This is a genomic window from Mitsuaria sp. TWR114 (genome assembly GCF_007997345.1).
The window spans coordinates 1-7,076 of record NZ_VOSR01000550.1 but is presented as its reverse complement, the minus strand read 5'-3'; the positions used below and the strand labels follow the sequence as shown (position 1 = coordinate 7,076).

5 protein-coding genes and 1 pseudogene are annotated in these 7,076 nt (G+C 73.6%); all 6 read left to right on the top strand.

The window, feature by feature from the left end; genetic code table 11:
* On the top strand, positions 1–1,517 hold a 1,517-nt coding region (locus FUT87_RS19085; RefSeq protein WP_186830634.1), incomplete at its 5' end, for a cobaltochelatase subunit CobN.
* Positions 1,514–3,640 carry a TonB-dependent receptor gene (locus FUT87_RS19080; protein WP_147242048.1) on the top strand — a complete coding sequence of 709 codons (2,127 nt, stop codon included), beginning with the start codon at positions 1,514–1,516 and terminating at the stop codon, positions 3,638–3,640. The genes FUT87_RS19085 and FUT87_RS19080, both read left to right, overlap by 4 nt.
* A 152-nt stretch (positions 3,641–3,792) precedes the next feature.
* Entirely contained in the window at positions 3,793–4,362 is a 570-nt protein-coding gene (cobO, locus tag FUT87_RS19075; RefSeq protein ID WP_147242047.1) for a cob(I)yrinic acid a,c-diamide adenosyltransferase, read from the top strand.
* A gap of 40 nt (positions 4,363–4,402) precedes the next feature.
* Positions 4,403–5,395, top strand: a complete 993-nt coding sequence (gene cbiB, locus FUT87_RS19070; protein ID WP_255511921.1) for an adenosylcobinamide-phosphate synthase CbiB — start codon at positions 4,403–4,405, stop codon at positions 5,393–5,395.
* Positions 5,392–6,507 (top strand): histidinol-phosphate transaminase, encoded by a 1,116-nt coding sequence (locus FUT87_RS19065; protein ID WP_147242046.1) that lies wholly within the window; start codon positions 5,392–5,394, stop codon positions 6,505–6,507. The genes cbiB and FUT87_RS19065 overlap by 4 nt, the downstream gene beginning before the upstream one ends.
* Positions 6,504–7,076: pseudogene (locus FUT87_RS19060) on the top strand (AAA family ATPase); the annotation flags it as partial. The gene FUT87_RS19065 and the pseudogene FUT87_RS19060, both read left to right, overlap by 4 nt.

Sequence of the window (7,076 nt, the reverse complement as noted above, 5' to 3'; positions counted from 1 at the left end):
CGCGCCAGGCCTTCGAGGCGGCGCAAGCGCTGTTCAAGCGCTGGTACGAGGAGCAGGCCCGGGCCGGCGCGGCGCCGACGCGGCTGGCGCTGTCGCTGTGGGCCGGCGAGACCTTGCGCCATCAGGGCGTGATGGAGGCGCAGGCGCTGGTGGCGCTGGGCGCGACGCCGGTGTGGGACGCCACCGGCCGTCCGACCTCGATCCGGCTGCTGAGCGTCGCCGAGCTGGGCCGGCCTCGGGTGGACGTGCTGCTGTCGATCACCGGCTCCTACCGCGACCAGTTCCCGGCGCTGATGAAGCTGGTGGACCAGGCGGTCGCCGCGGCCGGCGAGGCCGAGGCGGACAACGCCATCGCCGCCAACAACCGCGTCATCGCGGCCGAGCTGCGCCAGGCCGGCCTGCCGGCGGCGCAGGCCCGGACGCTGGCGCAGGCCCGCGTCTTCGGCAATCCGGCCGGCGACTACGGCACCGGCATCGCCGACGCGGTGCAGGACAACGGCCTGCAGGGCGGCGACGGCCGACCCGATCCGCGGCTGGGCCAGCTGTTCCTCTCGACGATGAGCCAGCCCTATGTCGACGGCGAGCCGCTCGCCGTGCCCGCGGGGCAGGCGCGCCAGGCGCTGGGCGCGCACCTGCGCCACACCGACGCGGCGCTGATGTCGCGCAGCAGCCACCTCTACGCGATGGTCAGCAGCGACGATCCGTTCCAGTACCTCGGCGGGCTGGCCGCGGCCGCGCGGTCGCCGGCAAACACGAAGGGCCTGGCCCTGCACGTGAGCCAGCTGCAGGACGCCGCCGAGGCCCACACCGAGACCGCCACGCAGGCGATCGCGCTGGAGATGCAGAGCCGCTACCTGCATCCCGGCTGGCTGAAGGCGCAGCAGGCCGAGGGCTGGGCGGGCGCGCTGCAGGTGCTCAAGGCGGTGCAGTACAGCTTCGGCTGGCAGAGCATCGCGCCGGGCACGGTGCGCGCCGACCACTGGCAGAGCTTCTACGACGTGCTGGTGAAGGACAAGCACCAGCTCGGCGTGCCCGCGTGGCTCAAGCAGAACCCGCAGGCCTACGCGCAGGCGCTGGAGCGGCTGGTGCAGGCCGAGCGCATGGGCTACTGGCAGCCGGACGCGCAGACGAAGCAGGGGCTCGCCGCGCTGTACCGCGAGCTGACGAAGGACGCGCCGCTGAGCAACGAGCTGGCGGCCGTGCGGCGCTGGACGGCAGATCAACTGCCGCAGGCGGTGCCCGCGCTGCCGGTCGTGCCGGCGGCCGCGCCTCGCCCCCCGGCGAAGGCGCCGGAGCGCGCGCCCGCGACCGTGTCGCCGGTGCCGACCGTGCGCGGCCTCGCGCTGCAGCGCGTGCCCGACGCGCCGAAGCCCGAGCCGCGTGCGGCGACGCAGCGCTCGCTCGAGCAGGCGCTCGCGTGGGTCGCGATGGCGCTGCTGATGAGCGCCGGCGCGATGTGGCAGGCGCGACGGGCGACGAACAACGACAACAACTTGAGCCCACAGGGGACTGCATGAACGCCAACGACTCCCACGCACTGCGGGCACATCGCCCGACCGCCGTGGCCATTGCCATCGCCATCGCGATCGCAACAACGGCGACGGGCGCCGCCGCGCAGGCCGACCCATCGGGCACGCTGGACACCGTCCGCATCAGCAGCCGCGCGCAGCTCGGCGAAGCGGGCAGCGCCTCCGAGGGCGAGGTCGGCGTCGAGCGCCTGGCGCTGCGCCCACTGCTGCGCCCGGCCGAGCTGCTGGAGGCGATGCCCGGCATGACCGTCACCCAGCACAGCGGCGACGGCAAGGCCAACCAGTACTTCCTGCGCGGCTACAACCTCGACCACGGCAGCGACTTCGCCACCTTCGTCCTGGGCATGCCGGTGAACATGGCCAGCCACGCGCACGGCCAGGGCTACATGGACCTGAACTTCCTGATCCCGGAGCTGGTCGAGAGCCTGCGCTACCGCAAGGGCGCCTTCGCCGCCGAGGACGGCGACTTCGCCACCACCGGCGCCTCGCGCATCGGCTACCTGGGCGAGATCGAGCGCCCCTATGCGCAGCTCACCGCCGGCCCCTACGGCTACCAGCGCGCGCTGGCGGCCGGCAGCACGCGGGTGGACGGCGGCTGGACGCTGCTGGGCGCCGTCGAGGGCAGCCGGTACGACGGCCCCTGGGACCAGCCCGAGGACCTGCACCGCCGCAACGCGGTGCTGCGGCTGACGCGCGGCGACGAGCGCAACGGCGCGCAGGTCGACCTGCTCAGCTACAGCGCCGGCTGGCGCGCCAGCGAGCACGTGCCCGAGCGCGCCATCGACAGCGGCGAGATCGGCCGCTACGGCACGCTCTCACCCGACGACGGCGGCCGCACCCACCGCCACAGCCTGAGCGGCGCGCTCGCCTACAACCAGGGCGGCGGCCAGTGGACCGCGCAGGCCTGGGTGATCGACTACGCGCTCAACCTGTTCTCGGCGCCGTCGGGTTTCATCAACGGCCCGGACGGCGACCAGCACGAGCAGGCGGACCACCGCCGGCTCTGGGGCGGATCGCTCAAGCACCAGTTGCCGGCCGCCTGGCTGCCCGCCGACCAGAGCCTGACCTGGGGCCTGCAATGGCGCCATGACCGGATCGGCACGCTCGGCCTGTACGACACCGTCGGCCGGGTCCGCACGCACACCGTGCGCGAGGACCGCGTCACGCAGGACAACGCCGGCGCCTTCGTCGAATGGGGCAGCCGCTGGACCGGCTGGCTGCGCAGTACCGTCGGCGCGCGCTGGGACACGATGCGGGCGACGGTCACGCCCACCGGCGGCGAGTTCAACCTCGGCAATGGCGGCAAGGCGAGCCAGTCGCAGTTCAGCCCGAAGCTGGGCCTGATCGCGCGGGTCGCGTCGGACACCGAGCTCTACCTGCACTGGGCCCGCGCCTTCCGCTCCAACGACGCGCGCGGCGCGACGACCACGACCAATCCTGCCGACGGCAGCCCGGCCGACACGCTGCCGCTGCTGGCCCGCACGCAGAGCACCGAGCTGGGACTGCGCACCCGGCCGGCGGCCGGCTGGACCACCAGTCTGGCGCTGTGGCAGGCCCGGCTGGCGTCGGAGCTGGTCTTCGTCGGCGACGAGGGCGTGACCGAGGCGCGCGGCGCGTCGCGGCGACTCGGCCTGGAGTGGTCCAACGACGTGCAGGTCGGCCGCGACTGGCTGATCGACGCGGACCTCGCCTGGTCGCGGGCGCGCTTCGTCGAAGCGACCTCGAATGAATTCGGCAGCGGCCGGCGCGTGCCCAATGCGGTGCCGGTCTCGGCCTCGCTGTCGGCCAACTGGGCGCCGGCGGGGCGATGGTCCAGCGGCGTCAAGCTGCGCTACCTGGGCGCCTACGCGCTCGAGGAGACCGGCACGCAGCAGTCCAAGGCGGTGTTCACCGCCAACTGGCGGCTCGGGTACCAGGTCAGCGAGCGCTGGCAGGTGGGGCTGGATGTGCTGAACGTCTTCAACACGAAGGCCAACGACATCGAGTATTGGGGCGCCGCCTGCACGCGGGCCGAGGGCGCGGGCTGCAATGGCGGCGCGGGGATCGACGGCCGGCTCGTCCATCCGATGGAGCCGCGCACCTTCCGCCTCAGCCTGCGGGCGCGGATCTGATCGCTTGAGGAGTCCTCGGCACTGCCAACACCGCTGGCCCTCACCCCTCCCTCTCCCGCAAGCGGGAGAGGGGGTTCACCGAGTGAATCGTCGACGACCTCGTTTCCGGCAAGCGGAGTTGGGGTGACGGTCTTTCTCTTTCGGAGCACGACATGGAAATCGAACAACCGCCGGTCGACCGCGAACGCATCATCCCCAGCGGCGAGCGCCGCGGGCTGGTGCTGGTCCACACCGGCAACGGCAAGGGCAAGAGCACGGCCGCCTTCGGCCTGGCGCTGCGGGCGCATGGCCGCGGCAAGCGGGTCCACATCTACCAGTTCATGAAGGTGCCGAGCGCGCGCTTCGGCGAGCACCGGCTGTTCGAGCAGATCGGCGTGCCGATCGAGGGGCTCGGCGATGGTTTCTCGTGGAAGAGCAAGGACCTGGACCACTCGGCGCAGCTGGCGCGCGACGGCTGGGAGCGCGCGAAGGCGACCATCCTGGGCGGCGAGCACTTCCTGGTCGTGCTGGACGAGATCATGTATCCGCTGCGCTACGGCTGGCTGCCGCTGGAGCCGGTCCTGCAGGCGCTGCGCGAGCGGCCGCCCCATGTGCATGTCTGCCTGACCGGTCGCGGCGCGCCGCAGGAGCTGATCGACCTGGCCGACACCGTCACCGAAATGACGATGGTCAAGCACCACTTCAAGGCCGGTGTCCCCGCCCAGCGGGGCATCGAGGATTGACGGCTAAGCTGCGCGCCTGATTTCGCCCGCCCGCGCCAAGATGTCCACGCTTCCCATGCCCTGGCTGCTCGCTCTCGCGATCCCGATCGCCCTGCTGGTCGACCGCTGGTTCGGCGAGCCACCGGCCGCCGTGCATCCCGTCGTCGGCATGGGCCGCTTCCTGGCGCTCTTCGGCGACCGGCTGTGCGCGATGTCGGCCAAGGCCGCCTTCCTCGGCGGCGCACTCGCCTGGACGATCGGCCTTCTCCTGGCCGCCCTCACCGCCTGGGCCATCGAGCACACCATCATCGCGGGCCTGGAACCGTGGCTCGGCGGCTGGCGCCTGGGCGCCGCGGCGCTGCTGGTGGGACTCGCGCTCAAGCCGATGCTGGCCTGGCGCATGCTGCGCGACGAGGTCGGCGCCGTCGAGACCGCGCTGGCGCGCTCGCTCGACGACGGCCGCGCGCGCCTGTCCCGCCTCGTCAGCCGCGACACGCGCGCGCTCTCGCCGGTGCAGGTGCGCGAGACCGCCATCGAGACGCTGGCCGAGAACCTCAACGATTCGGTCGTGGCGCCGCTGTTCTGGTTCATGGTCGCTGGACTGCCCGGCGCGGCCGCCTACCGCTTCGCCAACACCGCCGATGCGATGTGGGGTTATCGCGGTCGCTGGGAATGGGCCGGCAAATGGGCCGCTCGCGCCGACGACCTGCTGTCCTGGATCCCCGCGCGGCTGACCGGCCTGGCCCTCATCGCGCTGCGGCCGGCGCTGCTCGCGTCCCTGCGGCACGAAGCCGCCCGCACGCCCTCGCCCAACGGCGGCTGGCCGATGGGCGCGATGGCCTTGCGGCTCGACCGGCTGCTGAGCAAACCCGGCCACTACACCCTGAACCCGTCTGGCGCGCCGGTGGTCGCCGGCGACATCGGCGCCGCTCAGCGCCTCGCGGCCGGCGCGGTGCTGGGGCTGGCGGCGCTGCTGGCGCTCGGCGCCGCAGCGCTGCGCGGCGCGTTCGCCCCGGGCCTCGGCCTGGTCCTGATCCTCGGAGGCCCGCGATGAGCCGCTTCCCTCTGCCGCTGCACGGCGGCACCGACGCCGGCCCGCCCGTGCGCCACGATTTCTCCACCAACGCCCATCCGCTCGGCCCGCCGCCGGCCGCGCTCGACGCGGTATTGCGCGCGGACCGGCTGCGGTATCCCGATCCCGCCTACGCGGCGCTGCGCGCGCGCCTGGGCGACTGGCACGGCGTCGATGCCGACCGCGTGCTGCCGGCCTCCGGCGGCTCGGAGGCGATCCGCCGCCTGACGCTGGCCGCGATGCTGTCGGGCGTGACCCGCGTGTGCGTGCCGCAGCCCGGCTTCGGCGACTACGCCGCCGCCGCGCATGCTCTGGGCCTGCAGGTGTGCGGCTACGAGGATGCCTTCCAGCTTGCCGACACGCTGACCCTGCCGTCGCTGGTCTGGGTCTGCGATCCCAACAATCCCACCGGCGCTAGCTTCGGCGCGGCCGAATGGACCGCGGTCGCGCTCGCGCTCGGCCACAGCGGCTCGCAGCTCGTCGTCGACCAGGCCTACGGCGCGCTGCGCCTGGGGGGCGGCTGCGCGCTGCCGCAGGCCATCGCCGACGGCGCCTGGCGCCTGGTCTGTCCCAACAAGGCGCTGGGCATGACCGGCGTGCGCGGCGCCTACCTGCTCGGGCCGCGCGACGGCCTCTGGGTCGACCGCGTCGCGGAACTGGCGCCCAGCTGGGTGCTCTCGGCCGAAGGTCAGGCGCTGCTCGAGGCCTGGACCACGCCGGCGATCCGCGACGAGCTCGAGGCCTCGCTGCCGCTGCTGCGCGAGTGGCGCGCCGCGCAATGGGACCGGATGGCGGCGCTGGGCTTCGACCAGATCGACGGCGGCGTCGCCAACTTCTGGCTCGCGGCGCTGCCGGCGCCCTGGCTGGCGACGCCGGAGCCGCTGCTCGAAGGCCTGCGGGCGCTGGGGATCAAGCTCCGCGACGCCAGCTCCTTCGGCCTGCCGGGCCTGGTGCGGGTGTCGGTGCAGGCGCCGGAAGCCGTCGACGCGCTGACGGCGGCGATGCAGACCTTCGGCGGGCATCGGGCGCTGCCCGCGGCGCCGTCGGTGCATGGCGCGTTCGACACGACCGTGCCGGTGGAGACCACGCAATGAGCGGCGACGACAACGATCGCCCCCGCGCGACCGCCGGCCGCGGCCGCGCGGTGATGGTGCTGGGCACCACCAGCGGCGCCGGCAAGAGCTTCCTCACCACGGCGCTGTGCCGCTGGTATGCGCGCCAGGGGCTGCGCGTCGCGCCGTACAAGGCGCAGAACATGAGCAACAACGCGCGCGTCGTGCCCGGCCTCGGCGGCCGGCAGGGCGAGATCGGCGCCGCGCAGTACTTCCAGGCGCTGGCCGCCCGTGCGCGGCCCGAGGTGCGCATGAATCCGGTGCTGCTCAAGCCGGAGAAGGACACGGCCTCGCAGGTGGTGGTGCTGGGCGAGGTCGACGAGGCGCTGAGCCGCGCGCCCTGGCGCGAGCGCAGCGAGGCGCTCTGGCTCCGCGCGCGCGGCGCGCTGCACGCGCTGCTGGACGAGAACGACGTGGTCGTCATCGAAGGCGCCGGCTCGCCCGCCGAGATCAACCTGCACAGCAGCGACTACGTCAACATGCGCACCGCCCGCGAGGCCGGCGCGGCCTGCCTGCTGGTGACCGACATCGACCGCGGCGGCGCCTTCGCG

Coding starts and splice junctions, on each gene's coding strand:
- cobO (WP_147242047.1), top strand. CDS start 3,793: ATGGAAATCGAACAACCGCCGGTCGACCGCGAACGCATCATCCCCAGC.
- cbiB (WP_255511921.1), top strand. CDS start 4,403: ATGTCCACGCTTCCCATGCCCTGGCTGCTCGCTCTCGCGATCCCGATC.
- FUT87_RS19080 (WP_147242048.1), top strand. CDS start 1,514: ATGAACGCCAACGACTCCCACGCACTGCGGGCACATCGCCCGACCGCC.
- FUT87_RS19065 (WP_147242046.1), top strand. CDS start 5,392: ATGAGCCGCTTCCCTCTGCCGCTGCACGGCGGCACCGACGCCGGCCCG.